The organism is Streptomyces liliifuscus, assembly GCF_016598615.1.
Lineage (GTDB): Bacteria > Actinomycetota > Actinomycetes > Streptomycetales > Streptomycetaceae > Streptomyces > Streptomyces liliifuscus.
This window is the reverse complement of sequence record NZ_CP066831.1, coordinates 1527726-1543364: the sequence shown is the minus strand read 5'-3', so window position 1 is coordinate 1543364 and position 15639 is coordinate 1527726. Positions and strand designations below refer to the sequence as shown.

Annotated in this window: 8 protein-coding genes; 3 read left to right on the top strand and 5 right to left on the bottom strand. The window is 70.6% G+C overall.

Annotated elements, in window-relative coordinates; genetic code table 11:
- Nucleotides 1-11: 11 nt before the first annotated feature.
- The gene (locus tag JEQ17_RS06635) at nt 12-974 is read left to right on the top strand and encodes a helix-turn-helix domain-containing protein (RefSeq protein ID WP_200394328.1); all 963 of its coding nucleotides are present in this window, start codon (nt 12-14) and stop codon (nt 972-974) included.
- Between the two features lie 13 nt (nt 975-987).
- Here JEQ17_RS06635 and JEQ17_RS06630 read toward each other — a convergent pair whose 3' ends face one another.
- Together JEQ17_RS06630 and JEQ17_RS06625 are read right to left on the bottom strand one after the other, a co-directional pair.
- Nucleotides 988-2886, bottom strand: a complete 1899-nt coding sequence (locus JEQ17_RS06630; protein ID WP_200394327.1) for a glycoside hydrolase family 9 protein — start codon at nt 2884-2886, stop codon at nt 988-990.
- Nucleotides 2887-3078: 192 nt separating this feature from the next.
- Nucleotides 3079-4335 carry an SLC13 family permease gene (locus JEQ17_RS06625; protein WP_200401344.1) on the bottom strand — a complete coding sequence of 419 codons (1257 nt, stop codon included), beginning with the start codon at nt 4333-4335 and terminating at the stop codon, nt 3079-3081.
- Nucleotides 4336-4734: 399 nt separating this feature from the next.
- On the opposite strand from JEQ17_RS06625, the gene JEQ17_RS06620 reads away from it, so the two are divergent.
- The gene (locus tag JEQ17_RS06620) at nt 4735-7035 is read left to right on the top strand and encodes a ricin-type beta-trefoil lectin domain protein (protein ID WP_234048105.1); all 2301 of its coding nucleotides are present in this window, start codon (nt 4735-4737) and stop codon (nt 7033-7035) included.
- A gap of 47 nt (nt 7036-7082) precedes the next feature.
- Here the strand turns inward: JEQ17_RS06620 and JEQ17_RS06615 are convergent, their stop codons facing one another.
- Entirely contained in the window at nt 7083-9491 is a 2409-nt protein-coding gene (locus JEQ17_RS06615; RefSeq protein ID WP_200394326.1) for a SpoIIE family protein phosphatase, read from the bottom strand.
- Between the two features lie 269 nt (nt 9492-9760).
- Here JEQ17_RS06615 and JEQ17_RS06610 point away from each other — a divergent pair, with 269 nt between their 5' ends.
- The gene (locus JEQ17_RS06610; RefSeq protein WP_200394325.1) at nt 9761-12871 is read left to right on the top strand and encodes a glycoside hydrolase family 2 TIM barrel-domain containing protein; all 3111 of its coding nucleotides are present in this window, start codon (nt 9761-9763) and stop codon (nt 12869-12871) included.
- Here JEQ17_RS06610 and qcrB read toward each other — a convergent pair.
- Both qcrB and sigJ read right to left on the bottom strand, forming a co-directional pair.
- A complete protein-coding gene (gene qcrB, locus JEQ17_RS06605) occupies nt 12843-14612 on the bottom strand; it encodes a cytochrome bc1 complex cytochrome b subunit (RefSeq protein WP_200394324.1) in 1770 nt (589 codons plus the stop codon). The two genes, JEQ17_RS06610 and qcrB, sit on opposite strands and share 29 nt — an antisense overlap.
- The gene (sigJ, locus tag JEQ17_RS06600; RefSeq protein WP_200394323.1) at nt 14609-15577 is read right to left on the bottom strand and encodes an RNA polymerase sigma factor SigJ; all 969 of its coding nucleotides are present in this window, start codon (nt 15575-15577) and stop codon (nt 14609-14611) included. The genes qcrB and sigJ overlap by 4 nt, the downstream gene beginning before the upstream one ends.
- Between the last annotated feature and the right edge of the window lie 62 nt (nt 15578-15639).

The window sequence follows — 15639 nt, the reverse complement described above, 5'->3', positions numbered from 1 at the left end:
CTTCCGGGAGGATGCCTGTGAGTGCTGACCAGTTGCCCGAGCCTGCTGCCCCGTCCCCGCCGCCCGGCCTGGTGACGGTCGGCCGCTTCGACCAGCGCCCCGGCTACAGCATCAGCCGGCCGGGCGGCGCCGACAGCTGGCTCTTCGTCTGGACCACGGGTGGTGAGGGCCGGCTGACCCAGGGCGCCGCGGAGACGGGGGCGGGCGCGGGGGACCTCGTCGTCCTCGGCCCGGACCTGCCCCACCACTACGCCGTCGCACCGGGCGCGAGGCACTGGGCGTTCTGGTGGGTGCACTGCCAGGCACGGCCGACCTGGACGGACTGGCTGCGGCCGTACGCGCTCGGGGACCGGCTGTACGCCGTCACACCCGTCCCGGACGGCGTGCGCGGCCGGCTGGAGTCGGCGTTCCGGCGCATGCTCACCGACGCCCGGTGGACGGGGGCAGGGGCTCCACCCGAGGGAGAGCCGGAGACAGAGCCCAGGGAAGAGCCCCAGGGTGAGTCCGAGGAGGAGTCCGAGGGAGCGGCCGAGGACGGCAGGGTCGCCGTGGCCCACGGGACCGCCGCCCGCGAGCTCACTCTCTGCTCCCTGGAGTCCGTCGTCCTGCTCGCCACCGCCACGGCACACGGGGAACCCGACCGGTCCGGCCTCGACGTGCGGATCCGGCAGGCCGAGGCGCTCATCGCGGCCGACCCAGGAGCTCCGCACACCGTGGAGTCGCTGGCGGCGGGGGTCTCGCTCTCGGCGTCCCGCTTCGCGCACCTCTTCACCCAGCAGCTCGGCCGGTCCCCGATGCGGGCGCTGCTGGCCGCCCGGCTGCTGCACGCCGCGCGACTGCTGGAAGCCACCGACCTGCCGGTGGAACGGGTCGCCGCGGCCTCCGGCTTCAGCAGCCCGTTCCACTTCAACCGGGTCTTCCGGCAACGCTACGGAGCCCCGCCCGGCGCGTACCGGGCCGGACTCCGACGCTGACGACCGTCGTGAACTAGTCGCGCGGCGGGCAGCGCTCGGCGGCGAAGGCCGCCAGCCAGGCCAGCGGGGCGTTCCAGTTGACCGTCACCTCGTTGGTGGAGTACGAGCCGATGTCGTCGATGTAGCAGGCCGCGGGGGAGCAGCCGGCCAGGTGCTCCTGTGCCACCGGGTCCTGCAGACCGCTGTTGGGGCCGCCCGCGAGGGAGCCCGCCGGCGGGTTCGGCAGCGAGGCGTCGTACTGGTTCGCCCAGAACCGGTGGTGCTGGTTGCGGGCGTACGTGTCGCCGTAACCGGTGACGTAGGAGAGGTCGAGGGTGTTGCGGCCCAGCAGGTAGTCCATCGACTCCAACACCCCGGCGCGGTACCGCTGTTGACCGGTCAGCGCGTAGGCCGTGGCCATGACCATCGCGTTGTTGGTGACCTGGCTGTTGGAGCCCCACACGTACCCGTTCGCGGGGATTGGCACGGCGTAGCCCTGGCCCGCCATCATGGCGAGGTGTCCGTCGGCCGCGGCCGTCACCGACGCGCGCACCCGCCTGATGTCCGAGGCGGGCAGCCCGTTCGGCACGGTCGCCAGGGTCAGCCGGCCGAGCGCCGCGGTGTCGGCCCAGTTGAAGCCGGTCGGCGTGAGCGCGCCGGACGAGGTGTGCCAGGGCGAGGAGGTGACCGCGTCCCGGTAGGCACGCTCCCCGGTCGCCGCGTACAGCTCGGTCGCCGCCCAGTAGAAGTCGTCGGTGACCTGGGTGTCGTTGTAGGGGCCGCCGCCCGTGCTGTCCGACTCCGGGGCGTACAGCGCGGGGTTGGCCTTCGCCGCGGTCCACGCCGTGCGGGCCACGCTCAGACACCGCTTCGCGTACGTGGAGTCGTACGGCTTGAAGACCCGCGCGCACTGGGCCGCCGTGGCGGCGAGGTTGAGCGTGGCCGCGGTGGACGGGCGGTGCAACTCGCGTGGCTGGGCGTCGAGTTCGGGGCGGGTCGGGATGCCCGTCCAGGCCGCGTCGTGGATCTTGTGGAAGGCCATACCTGCGTACGGTTTGCCGCTCGGCACCTGCATCCGCATCAGGAAGTCGAGCTCCCAGCGGGCCTCGTCCAGCACGTCAGGGACGCCGTTGCCGCGCTCGGGGATCCGCAGGGTCGAGTCGCCGAGCGCGGACGCGTTGCCCGCCCGCTCGGCCCGCGCGAAGGAGTCGACCAGCGTCCAGGCGGAGATCCCGCCGTTGACGACGTACTTGCCGTGGTCGCCCGCGTCGTACCAGCCGCCCCGCACATCCTGGGTGTAGTCGCAAACGCCCGGCTGACAGGGCACGTTCGTGTCGCCCTGGTTCGGTGCGACCCCGAGGTGCCCGGCGGGCCGCGCGTAGGCGGGACCCACCAGCGAGGCCTCAATCGGCGTGCCGCTGCGCTGGTGGTAGAAGAACGCCATCGCGTCCGAGCGCAGGCTGTCGTAGAGGTCCGCGCGGATGTCGAACGGCGCGCTGTTCTGTCCGTCGACCACCAGGACGAACCCCGAGCCCGCCTTCCGGTACTTGGAGAAGTCCGCGGTGTGGGTGGCCTCGCCGGAGGCCGTGTCCGTGCCGTGTACGACGGTTCGGCCGGAGGCGGCCACGGCGCCCGACGCGTTGCGCAACTGCCAGGTCAGCGGCTGGGTGGCCGAGGTGACCACCGTGGCGCGCTTGGGGCCGTCCGGCAGGTAGCCCGCCTGGTTGACGCGCACGGGCGTCGTCGCGGTGGCGGCCGGGTCCGCGACGGTCGGCGGTGCGGCCGACGGTGACGCGGCGGACGACAGCCCGGTCGCGCCGGGTGCGAGGGCCATGCCCCCGGAGAGCAGGGCCGCCGTCAGCAGGGCGGCCGTCGTGCGTTTTCTCGTACGGCGTCTTGTGGGGCGGCGGTGCACGTGCGGGAACGTGAGCATGGAGCGCCTCCCGGTGCCTGGACTGGGTCCACGGATGCCGTCTCACGGGGACGACAGGACAGTGGGAGCGCTCCCAAAACGGAGCATTGCATGACCATGTCACAGCGTCAATGCTCCGCGCAGACCTGGCCGGGCCGCGACGGCCCACACGGTCGAGGTGGCCCGGTAGAGGTGGACCGGGACGTGCGCGCCTCAGCTTCCGAACACGCGCAGTGAGAGCCAGAGGGCCACGACGGCCGGGATCAGCGTGGCGGGCACGGTGATGAGGCCGAGCCGCGTGAACTCGCCGAGATCGACGTCGTGTTCGTGCTGATGCACGATGCGCCGCCACAGCAGCGTGGCCAGCGATCCGGCGTAGGTGAGGTTGGGGCCGATGTTCACCCCGAGCAGCACGGCGAGGACCGGGCCGGGGCCCGCGACGGCCGCCAGGGGCAGCAGCACCAGGACCGCGGGCAGGTTGTTGATGAGGTTCGCCAGGACGGCGGCGAGGGCCGCGATGCCGAGCAGCGCCAACAGGCTCGACGAGTCGGGGACCAGATGGCCGAGCACGTCCGCGAGGCCGTTGTCGACCACGGCACGCACCACGATCCCGAGGGCCAGGACGAAGGCGAGGAAGGCCGGTGAGGTGGCGCGCACGACGGCGAGCGGTGTGGTGTGCCCGCGGATCAGCGCCCGGCCGGCCAGGACGAGTGCTCCGGCCAGCGCCGCCCAGGCCGGTTCGATGCCGAGCGCGGACGCCACGGCGAAGCCCGCGAGCGTACAGGCGACCGTGACCAGCGCGAACACGGGCAGCTCGACGGGCTCGACGGTGGCCGGCTCCGGGGCGTCGCCCTTGAGGTCGGCTGCGAAGAAGCGCCGGAAGACCAGGTACTCGGCGGCGATGGCGACGACCCACGCGGGCCCCATCAGCACGGCGAACCGGGTGAAGCTCAGCCCGCTGGCCGTGAACGCCAGCAGATTGGTGAGGTTGGAGACCGGCAGCAGCAGCGAGGCCGTGTTCGACAGATGGGCGGTGGCGTACACATGGGGCTTCGGGCGGGCGCCGAGCCGGGCCACGGTCGCGAACACCACCGGAGTGAGCAGGACGACGGTGGCGTCCAGGCTCAGCACGGCCGTGATCACCGAGGCGAGAACGAAGTTGGCGGCCAGCAGCCGTTGCGGCCGCCCCTTGGACGTACGGGCGAGCCAGGCGCCGCAGGCATGGAAGAGCCCCTCGTCGTCGCAGAGTTTGGCGAGCACGAGCACCGCGGCCAGAAAGCCCACGACGGGCCCGAGCAACTCGGCCTCGGCGCGTGCGTGGTCGAGCGTGATCGCGCCGGCCGCGATCACCAAACCGGCGGCGGGCACCGCCACGGTGGCCTCCGGGAGGCCGAAGGGGCGGATCACGGCACAGGCCAGTACCGCCACGAGGAGAACGGCGGAAAGGGCTGTGGCGAGTGTGGAACTCAGGGTTCGTCCTTCGGGAGTGATTGTCGGTTTCGTTGAATCGAATCAGACGGCCTGTTGCGGAGGCGAACGGGGGTGGGTCGAGGACTCCGCCGTCAAGCTCCTTCCTTGCGTTCTTGGGTTGCATATTCCAACGAATTACTGGCCGCAGCTCTCTTCTTCACCGATGCCAAATCGGTACTTACTTCGAGTAACTTGAGAGTGTGCCATTCCGAATCGCATTGCTTCGGGCTTCTGTTGACACTTTGTCTCCACCAAAGACCTGGCTGGGAATGGGGGATTGGGAGCGTTCTCTTGTTCCGGGGTGGTGCGTTGTGCAAAGGTGCACCCGTCAGCGTGCAGGAAAAATTCCGTACCCCTTGGTATGGACTATTTCTGCGGGGGCTTTGGAGGAAAGTGCACGTGAGCGACGCGACCCCGTCGAATTCCCCTACAACCGGAAGCCTGTTCGATGCGACGGACGAACGGCTCACGGCGGACCTGAAGAGGGGCTCGGGCAAGACACCCGCCCAGTATCCCTCCGGGGAACTGCTCTCCCGGCACTGGGTGCCGGTCTTCTCGTACGCGCGACTGTGCACGAACGGTGCGCAGTACGCCGGAATGCTCACCACCGCCGCATTCACCCGGCTCTTCGGCGAGTCGGTGCGGCGCACCGGGCCGAAGGCCGCATGGCGACCGCAACTGCTGGTGACCGTGCGCCGAATAGCGGGCGAATGGGACGCGGACAAACGCCGGGAGCTGCTCCGTCCCGAGTTGCGGTCCGACCCGAACGACAAGGCGCGGGCCGTCGACCGGCTTCTGCCGCCGGAGAACAGGCGGCTCGTGTCCCGCGCGTTCCATCGGCTGCCGGAGTCCGCCCGCTGCGTTCTCTGGCATGCGGAGGTGGAGGCCGAGGATCTCGCGGTACCGGCCCGCCTGCTCGGAATCTCCGTCGAGGACGTTTCCGTCGCGCTGGACCGGGCCCGGGAACTGCTTCGCCAGAACTGCCTGGAGAACCATCGCGAACTCGCCCCCGACGAGGAGTGCCGCCGCTACAGCAGGCTGCTCGACGTCTCGCTCCGGCCCGGCGGCAGGATCTGCCCCGATCTGCAGGAGCACATGGCCGACTGCCCGCACTGCCAGTCCTCGGCCGGCCAGCTGGACCAGTCGGGCGGCCGTCTCGCCGGCCTCCTGGCCGAGGGGGTGCTCGGATGGGCGGCCCAGCAGTATCTCCACTCCAGGCCGGGACGCCGGGTCCGGGCGGAGGAGACGCAGGCGGGTCCCGTGGTGTCGGTGGCTCCGGGCATGGACCCGCACCCGGGGGTGGGGTCCTACCCGGAGGCTGCGGGATCACAGCCGGGCACGGCCACTGGCACCGGGTCCGGGCCCGTGCCGGGTTCCGTCCCCCAGCCGGGCACCGGACGTTCCTCCGAGGCCGACTTCTACGCGGACACCGATTCCGTCTGGGGGCCCAGCCCTCGGCAGGCTCCTGATCCCTCCGGCGCCGGCCCCCGCCCGGATCTCGCCCCTCACCCGGGAGCAGGCGCCCACCCGGCTGCCGGTCAGGCTTTCGGTCCGGGCGCCGGTCCGAGTGCCGATCCGGGGTCGGGAACCGGGTCTCACCCGACTGTGAGCGGTCACGCGAGCACGGCCAACACCCCGGGTGCCGACTCCCACCGGGAGACCGGCCGTCGGCCGGGCGCCGCCCTCCACAGCGCGGGTCCGCGCCACGCCGTACGGCTTCCGCCGCACGCGGACACCCGCCCGGGTGAGCCCGGCAGGCGCTCCCCGCGCCGACGCAACGTCGCCCTGGCCATCCTCGCCGTGAGCGCCTGCGTACTCGTGCCACTGGCCATGTGGTCCGGCGGGGACAACGCGGGGCGGCCCTCCTCCTCGGACGCCGGGACGGCGTCGGAGGAACCCGACGCCAGGCCGACCAGGGTCGGTACCGGCGGCACGGAGACCGGCACCTTGAGCGGGCGGCTCCGCAATGTCGCGAGCGGCGACTGCGTCGGGATCGCCGACGGCAAGGCCGTCGCGGGTGTGGAGGCCGTCGTCGCCACGTGCAGTTCCTCGGAGCGGCAGCAGTGGGCGTACGAGAGTGACGGTCTGCTGCGCAGCCTGGCAGACAAGGACCTGTGCCTCGACTCCCGGCTCCCTTCCTCCGTCAGGCTGGGTCCGTGCGACGGCGACAAGGATCAGGTGTCCGTCCGCTACGACCTCACCCTGGAGGGAAACCTGGTGCCCCTGGGGCGCCCGAAGCTCGCTCTGGCACCCGTCTCGGGGGACGAGGAGACGGGCCTGGTCCTCAAGACCCGAAGTGAAGGCGAGGCCCAGCGCTGGGAGATCGACACCTCGGTCGACTCGCTCCAGATGGAGTGGATCACGTCGTACACGAACAGCGACACGGCCAAGCCGACGCGCAGGGCGAGCCCTGAGCCCACCCGCACACCGCCCCCGCCGCCCCCGAAGCCCGCGCCCTCCCAGACGCCCCCACCGCCTCCGCCCCCGACGCCCGCCCCCGCTCCGAGCTGGGTCTGCTACGGCTACTACTGCTGGTACGACGGCGCGTCCGGCGGAGGCTATGGCGGCGGTTACGGAGGCGGCGGTTACGGCGGTGGCTATGGAGGAGACGGCTACAGCGGCGGTTACGGCGGCGGGTATGGCGGGGGCGGTTACGGAGGCGGTGGCTACGGAGGAGGCGGGTACGGCGGCGGCCGGTGAGTTGACGGTCCGTCAGGTCTGTCCGGACTCTTGAGGCTTCCGGTGCGTCACTCCTCGCCGAGTGCCAGCTCCGCCCAGATCGTCTTGCCCTCGGGGGTGTGGCGGCTGCCCCAGCGCTGGGTGAGCTGGGCGACCAGGAGCAGACCGCGACCGCCCTCGTCGAAGACCTTGGCGCGACGCAGATGCGGCGCGGTGTGGCTGGAGTCCGACACCTCCATGATCAGAGTGGCGTCGTCGTGGATCAGCCGCAGCCGGATGGGGCGTTCCCCGTACCGGATGGCGTTGGTGACGAGTTCGCTCACGACCAGTTCGGTCGTGAAGCCCTCCTCGCTCAGGTCCCAGGTCTCCAACTGCTGGACGACCTGCTTGCGGATCGGGGCGACGAGGGCGGGGTCCGCCGGGATGTCCCAGGTCGCCACCTGGGAGGTCGGCAGACCCTTCGTCCGGGCGAGCAGCAGGGCCACGTCGTCGGACGCTCCGGTCGGCGGGAGCAGCGACTGGAGGATGTCGTGGCAGGTCTCGTCCAGGGAGCCCGCGCCGCGGGCCAGTGCCCGGCTGAGCACCGCGCGACTCTCGTCCACGTCACGGTCGCGGCTTTCGATCAGACCGTCGGTGTAGAGGGCGAGCACAGTGCCCTCGGGCAGCCGGAGCTCGACCGGCTCGAACGGCAGCCCGCCCAGGCCCAGCGGAGGTCCCGGCGGTACGTCGATCTCCTCGGGCGAGCCGTTGGGCCGGAGCATCAGCGGTGGCGGGTGGCCCGCCCGGGCGAGTGTGCAGACGCGGGTGACCGGGTCGTACACGGCGTACAGACAGGTGGCCCCCACCTCGCCGGTGGTTCCCTCTACGCCGGCTTCCGAGGAGAGCCGCACGACCAGGTCGTCGAGATGGGTCAGCAGCTCGTCCGGTGCCAGGTCGATGTCGGCGAGCGTGCGCACGGCGGTCCGCAGCCGCCCCATCGTGGCGGAGGCCTGCACGCCCTGGCCGACGACGTCACCGACGACCATGGCGACGCGCATCCCCGACAGCGGGATCACGTCGAACCAGTCGCCGCCGACCCCGGCCCGGGCCGCGGGCAGATAGCGCGAGGCCGCCTCGACGGCGGCCGTCCTCGGGAGCGTTTGTGGCAGCAGACTGCGCTGCAGGGCGATGGCGGTCTCGCGCTCCCGGGAGAAGCGCCTGGCGTTGTCGATGCAGACGGCCGCCCTGGCGGTGACCTCCTCGGCCAGCAGGACGTCGTCGGCCGTGAAGGGGTCGGGGCGCCGGAACCGGGTGAAGACGGCGACGCCCAGCGTCGCACCGCGGGCCTGGATCGGAACGGACATCGTGGTGTGGATGCCGAGCTCCCTGACACGCTCGCCGCGCGCCGGATCCCAGGCGAGCCAGTCCGCCAGCGTGGTCATGGGATCGGTGGCCACGATGGGCCGGCCCGCCACCAGGGAGTCGGCCTGCGGTGAGGGGGAGGGGTAGACGTCGATCTGGCCCAGCTTGACCACGGCCTCCGGATTGCCGGGGTTCACCGACCGGTGGGCGGCGCGGCGCAGGCTCACGGGAGCGGAGACGGGCCCGGTGTACGGCTCGCCGTCGTGTTCCGGCGGGTCCACGAGGTCGATGCTGACGAAGTCGGCGAGCGCGGGCACACAGACATCGGCCAGCTCCTGGGCCGTACGGGTGACATCGAGGGTGGAGCCGATGCGGATGCTCGCCTCGTTCACGATCTGGAGGCGCTCCCGGGCGAGGTAGTGGTCGGTGAAGTCGTGGGCGGACAGACAGACGCCGACCACCCGGCCCTCGGCGTCGCTCAGCGGCGCCATCCGCGCGAGCCAGGCCAGTGCGCCGTCCGAGTTGCCGGTGCCCAGGGTCTGTACGTCCTGGCGCCGCCCGGTCAGGAGCACCTGGAGCATGGCGGCCTCGAGCTCGTCGTTCTGCGGTCTGCCGCCGATCTCGGGGATGCGCAGCCCGCGGATACGTTCCTCCGGTAGGCCTATCGACTCGGCCATCACCGCGTTGACCCGCCGAAGCCGCAGTCGCTCGTCGAAGAGCGCGGTGGCGCAGGGTGACTGCTCCAGGAACATGGCGGAGAGGGAATCGGCCTCGGTCGGCGGCTTGCCGTTCTCCAGCGGGGTCACGACGAGCCAGTCGCTGCGGTCGCCGAGCTCGGGTCTGCGCCGGTGCGCGAGCACCCATACGTTCAGGGTCCGGCCGTCCCGGTGGCGCAGCGCGAGTGTCTCGTTCCAGCGGTGGTCGGCCGACGGGGGGAGCGGGGCTCCGGTGTCCGTGGCCAGCAGGTTCGCGGCGGGCAGACCCACGACCTCGGCCGGTGCATGGCCGAGCAGGCGCCGGGCGCCTTCGTTCCACTCGACGAGGATGCCGTCGCGGTCGATGACGGCCCGCGCCGTGGCGGTCTCGTCGAACGGGTACCCCGGGCTGTCGTCCGAGGATTCGTTGTGGCTCCTCATCGCCGCCACTCCATTGCGCACACTCACAGTGAACAAGCGCGTCACTTGTGTTCCAGCCTAGTGCGTCGGGGTCTTCCGCACATGGCACACGGGCTCGTGCACCTGCACCCTGCCGAGCCCCTCCGCCACCGTGGAGTTCAGGCCGATGTGACACCAGGGGCAGGAAGCGCTTACCGGAGGGTTGACGGTCATGCGTGTCGCACTGTCAGAATCTGTTTGTTGGCGGGCAGTTGTGAGCAAATGTGAGCCCTTACGAAAGGGAAAACACCGTGACGGTGACTCGCAGGTCCGTACTGATCGCCGGCACAGCGGCTCCCGCGGTCCTCGCGGGCTCCGCCGACGCATGGGCCGCCGAGGACACCGCTCTCCGCGCCCGGCCCGCCACCGGAGGGCGGACCGTCCCGCTCCGCGACGGCTGGCGCTTCGCGCTCGTCGATCCGGCCGGTCTCACCGACCCCACCGGCGCGTACGCCCGGGCCGCGGAGCCCGACTACGACGACTCCGCGTGGCGGCGGATCGCCGTACCGCACGACTGGAGCATCGAACTCAGCCCCACCACGGAGCACGGCACGACCAGCGGCACCGGATTCTTCCCCGGCGGCCTCGGCTGGTACCGCATCGCCTTCACCCTCCCTCAGACGTACGCGGACAAGCGGGTCTCCGTCGAGTTCGACGGCGTCCACATGGACTCGTCGATCTACTGCAACGGGCAGCTCGTCGGCCAACACCCCTACGGCTACACGGGGTTCGCCCTCGACCTCACCGATCTGCTGCACACGGACGGCACCACCGCGAACGTCATCGCGGTAGAGGTCCGGAACCGGCTTCCCAGCAGCCGCTGGTACTCGGGCAGCGGGATCCACCGCGAGGCCCGCCTCGTTGTCACCGATCCGGTGCACGTCCAGCGCTGGGGCACCCAGGTGACGACGCCGGAGATCGGGAAGGACCGCGCTCTCGTACGGGCGCGGACGAGTGTCGTGAACGCGTCGGGCGACGCGGGACGCGTGGAGGTGAGATCGGCGGTCGTCGACCCGGACGGCCGTACGGTGGCTCGCGGGACGTCCACGGTCACGGTCGGCGCGGACCCCGCGACCGTCACGCACGACCTCACGGTCCGGGATCCGCGGTTGTGGGACATCGACACACCCGCGCTCCACATCCTGAAGACCGAACTCCATGTCGACGGCCGCACCGTCGACACCTACGAAACCCCCTTCGGCATCCGCCACTTCACCGTCGACGCCGACAACGGCCTGATGCTGAACGGCCGTTACCTCAAACTCCGGGGCGTCAACCTCCACCACGACCTGGGCGCCCTCGGCGCGGCGGTCAACGCGGACGCCGTGGAACGCCAGCTGAAGATCATGCAGAGCATGGGCGTCAACGCCCTGCGCACCTCGCACAACCCGCCCGCGCCCGAGGTGATCGCGGCCTGTGAGCGGCTCGGCATCGTGATGATGGTGGAGGCCTTCGACTGCTGGCGACGCGGCAAGAACCGGTACGACTACGGGCGCTTCTTCGACGCGCACAGCGACGCCGACATCGCCGAGATGGTCCTGGCCGCCCGCAACTCGCCCGCCGTCGTCATGTGGTCCATCGGCAACGAGATCTCCGAGTTCACGTCCACGGAGGGCCTCGGTATCGCGGACCGGCTGATCGCCGGGGTGAAGGCGCTCGACACCACCCGCCCGATCGTGATCGGCTCCCACCGGCACCGAAGCCTGCCCGCCGTCGGATCGCCCGCCGACCTGATCCTCGCCAAGATCGACGGACTCGGCCTCAACTACAACACCGCCGCCTCGGTCGACGCCCTGCACACCCGCTACCCGCGCCTCTTCCTCTTCGAGTCCGAGTCCTCGTCGGAGACCTCCACCCGCGGGGCGTACCAGGAGCCGGAGCGCCTCAACACGGGCGAGAACCACACCCCCGGCCGGCGCGCGACCTCCTCGTACGACAACAACCTCGCCTCCTGGACGATGAGCGGCGAGTACGGGCTGAAGAAGGACCGGGACCGGAAGTGGTTCACGGGCGAGTTCCTGTGGTCGGGGATCGACTACCTCGGCGAGCCGACGCCGTACGACGTGTTCCCGGTCAAGGCGTCCTTCTTCGGCGCGGTCGACACGGCCGGCTTCCCGAAGGACATGTACCACCTCTTCAAGAGCCAGTGGACCGAGAAGCCCATGGTCCATCTGCTCCCGATGAACTGGACCGACCACCGCCCGGGCGAGGTGGTCGACGTGTGGGCGTACTCCAACGTCGACACGGTCGAGCTCTTCCTCGACGGAAAGTCCCTCGGCACAAGGAAGTTCGACGAGAAGAAGACCACCGACGGGCGTACGTACCTGGAGACCACCGAGGCGACGGGTGACGACAAGACCGTCACCGGCGGTCCCTGGCCCGGGAGTTACACCAGCCCGAACGGCAGCGCGGGCAAGCTCCACCTCACCTGGAAGGTGCCGTTCGCGCCGGGCGAGCTGAAGGCGGTGGCCAGGCGGGACGGCAGGACCGTGGCCACCGATGTCCTGCGCACCGCCGGGAGACCGCACGCGCTGCGCCTCTCCTCCGACCGCAAGTCCCTTCCCGCCGACGGCCGTTCACTGTGCTTCGTGACCGCCGAGGTGGTCGACGCCCGTGGCGTGGTGGTCCCCGGCGCCGACCACCTCATCGCCTTCGACGTCGACGGCGGATCGCTGGCCGGTGTCGACAACGGACGGGAGGAGAGCGCCGAGCGCTACCAGGCGAGCACCCGAACGGCCTTCCACGGCAAGGCACTTGCGATCGTCCGCTCCGGCACCGAGGACGGAAGGCTCACCCTTCGGGCACGCTCGGAGGGACTGCGGACGGCCACCGTGACCGTACGCGCCACATCCGCCCGACCGAAAGTCCTCACCCCGGCGGCCGACTTCGCCCCCGACCCAGGACCGGGCGCACCCGACCACCCGCTGGCGGACGCCAGTTACTCCGGTCGTCCGGACACCTTGCCCGCCGCCATGCTCGACGGTGACCCGGCCACCGGCTGGTCCAACGGATTCCTCAAGGCGGCCACGGCCCTGCTGCCCGCCTTCGACGGCGCCCGCGAGGAGGACTGGGTGTCCGTCGAGTGGGGCCGTGCCCGCTCCTTCGACCGGATCGAGGTCTCCTTCACGGTCGACGCCACGCACTCCCTGCCCGCTTCGGTGGAGGTCGCCGTCCGGGACGGGCACCGCTATCGGTCCGTGAAGGGAGCCGACGTCGACTGGGCCACCGCGTCCGACGCGCCGACGGTGATCACTTTCGACGCGGAACGCGGCAGTCGGCTCCGGGTCACCATGAAGAGCCGCCACCCGGGCGAGGTGCGGGGCGCCCTGCGGATCAGTCGTCTGGAGATCCCGCCTCGCTGACCTGACGGCCACTCACCTGATGTTCTCTCATCTGCTGTTCGCCCGGCCGCTGCTGTTCGCCCGAACGCTCTTCGTCGCCCGGCCGCTGCTCGACGCCCTGAGGTTCTTCGGTCGGTTGCTCGTCCGACCTGTGGGCCGCCCGGTACTCCTCGGCCGTCGGCTTCGCCACCTGGGTGCCCTCGCCGTACAGCGCGCGCGAGAGCCGGGCCCGCAGGCGCAGCATCGGCATCCGGCGGTTCGGGCTCGGCACGCCGTTCGTGTCCTCGGCCGGGCCGAGTTCGAGCGGCCGGGGCTGCTCGTGCTGGGTGAGGGTGTGCAGCTCGGCGGGGGAGAGGGGCCGGTGCAGTTCGACGTACTCGCCGTGCGGGAGCCGTTTGATCACGCCGGTCTCGCGGCCGTGCAGCACCAGGTCCCGGTCCCGGAGTTGGAGGGCCAGACAGATGCGCCGGGTCGCGACGAAGACGATCACCGGGACGACGAAGAGCGCGATCCGGACGGCCCAGGTGACCGTGTTGATCGACAGATGGAAGCGGGTGGCCACGATGTCGTTGCCGCCGCCCGCGAGCAGGATCAGATAGATGCTGATCCACGCCGTGCCGATGGACGTACGGATCGGCCGGTTGCGCGGACGGTCCAGGAGATGGTGTTCGCGCTTGTCACCGGTGATCCAGGACTCCAGGAACGGATAGGCGCCGATGAAGATGAGCAGGAGCGGGAAGACGACGATCGGGATCAGCACGCCGAGGACCAGCGTGTGCCCGGCCACGTTGATCTCCCAGCCGGGCATGATGCGCACCAGGCCCTCCGCGAAGCCCAGATACCAGTCCGGCTGGGCCCCCGTGGACACCTGGTCGGCGCGGTAGGGACCGTACGACCAGACCGGGTTGATCGACGCGATCGCCGAGATGAACGCGATCACCCCGAACACCAGGAAGAAGAAGCCGCCGGCCTTGGCCATGTAGACGGGCATGAACGGCGCGCCCACGACGTTCCGTTCGGTCTTCCCGGGTCCTGGGAACTGGGTGTGCTTGTGGTAGACGACCAGGATCAGATGCGCGACCACCAGAGCCGCCATGATCCCGGGGATCACCAGAATGTGCAGCGAGTAGAAGCGTCCGATGATGTCGTGTCCGGGGAACTCGCCGCCGAACAGGAAGAACGACAGATACGTTCCGACGATCGGCACGGACAGGATCGCGCCGTCCACGAACCGCATTCCGGTGCCGGACAGCAGGTCGTCCGGCAGCGAGTAGCCGAAGAGGCCCTCGAACAGTCCGAGGAACAACAGCGTCCAGCCGAAGAGCCAGTTGACCTCACGGGGCTTGCGGAACGAGCCCGTGAAGAAGTGCCGCATCATGTGCATGAGCATCCCGGCGATGAAGATCAGCGCCGCCCAGTGGTGGATCTGCCGGATCAGCAGACCGCCCCGCACGTCGAAGCTGATGTCCAGCGTGGACGCGTACGCCTCCGACATCCGCACGCCGTTCAGCGGGACGTAACTGCCGTGGTAGGTCACCTCGTTCATCGACGGATGGAAGAACAGCGTCAGATAGACGCCGGTCAGGATCAGGATGACGAAGCTGTAGAGGCAGATCTCCCCGAGCAGGAACGACCAGTGGTCCGGGAAGACCTTGCGCAGATACTTCTTGCCGAGGCTGTGGGTGCCGAGGCGGCCGTCGAACCAGTCGGCGACGCGCTGACCGGAGGACTCCTTCGCCGCCTGCCGTTCGGTGGTGGTCATGCGGTCCCCTCCTCCTCGTCCTTCTCTCCCAGGTGCACGTGCGTGAGCTTGTCGGGGTTGGAGACGATGTAGAGGCCGGACACCCGGTCTCCCTCGGGAGTGAGGTCCATGACCAGGACCGCGTACGGAGACTCGCCCGCGAACAGCACCGCGGAGTCGTCGCCGTTGACGCGCCGGTAGCGGATGTCCAGCCCCTGGGGTTCGCTCCGCCCGGCGTAGGAGGTGAGGAGCCGGATGGCCTTGTCCCGTCCGTGTATCGGCCGCAGCCCCGCCGGACGACGCTTGCCGCCGCCGTCGGACCACACCGTCACGTCCGGCGCGAGGATCTCCATCAGGGCTGCGATGTCCCCGCCGAGAGCGGCCTCGACGAACCGCTCGGTCGCCTCTCTCCGCACCCGCGGATGTGCCTCGTACAACGGACGGCGGGCGTGCACATGTCGGCGGGCGCGGTGCGCGAGCTGGCGGACGGCCGCCGGGCTGCGGTCGATGACCTCGGCGATCTCGGTGTGGGCGTAGCCGAACACCTCGTTGAGGACGAACACCGCCCGCTCCAGCGGGGACAGCGACTCCAGGACGACGAGCATCGCCATCGACACCGACTCCCCGCGCAGCACACGGTCGGCGGCGTCCGCGGACGCCGGCCCGGTGGACTCGGCGACGAGCGGCTCGGGCAGCCAGGGACCGACGTACGTCTCGCGTCGGCGGCTGATCACGGCCCGCCGTTCGAGCGCGTGGTTCACCGCTATGCGTACGAGGTACGCGCGCGGGTTGTCGATCTCCCGGAGCGGTGACCGGTCGCGGCTGCCGGACCAGGACAGCCAGGTGTCCTGCAGTACGTCCTCGGTGTCCGCGACGCCGCCGAGCATGTTGTAGACGATCGCGAACAACAGCTCGCGGTGGTCGATGAACAGCCGGGTCGCCGTGGTCAGTGCCTCGTCGGTCTCCGGTGCCGGACTTTCGGACATGCGTGTGCCTCCCGTAGCGCGCTCACCCATGCGAGGGCCGCGGGGGCCCGGAATGTGACAGC

Bases quoted from the DNA above. Each gene is read 5' to 3' on its own strand.
- JEQ17_RS06635 (WP_200394328.1), top strand. From the start codon at position 12: ATGCCTGTGAGTGCTGACCAGTTGCCCGAGCCTGCTGCCCCGTCCCCG.
- JEQ17_RS06630 (WP_200394327.1), bottom strand. From the start codon at position 2,886: ATGCTCACGTTCCCGCACGTGCACCGCCGCCCCACAAGACGCCGTACG.
- JEQ17_RS06615 (WP_200394326.1), bottom strand. From the start codon at position 9,491: ATGAGGAGCCACAACGAATCCTCGGACGACAGCCCGGGGTACCCGTTC.
- qcrB (WP_200394324.1), bottom strand. From the start codon at position 14,612: ATGACCACCACCGAACGGCAGGCGGCGAAGGAGTCCTCCGGTCAGCGC.
- sigJ (WP_200394323.1), bottom strand. From the start codon at position 15,577: ATGTCCGAAAGTCCGGCACCGGAGACCGACGAGGCACTGACCACGGCG.